Below are 357 nucleotides of genomic sequence, written 5' to 3' on the forward strand. Positions count from 1 at the left end.
ATATTTCGGCAAGCCGTCTTTCATGGCAATGGCGATTCAAGCCAGACTGCATCCGGGTGCGCGCATCGTTAGAATATCCGCCCATTCTTCTGCAATGTCGCCAGAATGGCGATATCGATCCTGTCGAGCGACGTTGTTCGTGCTTCCTGCGAATAGAATAGATTTTGGCGCAAGGAATAGCGATCACCGCGCCCGGCGACAACCGGATACGCAAACACTTGCCGCGCTATTTATGGTTTTATGGTCCGCCCCGCAAAATCAGAAATTCGAGGAGGAACTAATGCGCGTCGGCTGCCCCCGGGAAATCAAGAACCACGAATACCGCGTCGGCCTGACGCCGGGATCGGTCCGCGAATA

Annotated in this window: 1 protein-coding gene; it reads left to right on the forward strand. The window is 54.6% G+C overall.

The genetic code is table 11. From position 1 onward, the window contains the following. Positions 1-357: hypothetical protein (locus AC0L28_RS34800; protein ID WP_473483023.1), on the forward strand; the 357-nt coding region annotated here is incomplete at both ends.

The organism is Mesorhizobium sp. WSM4847, assembly GCF_055811335.1.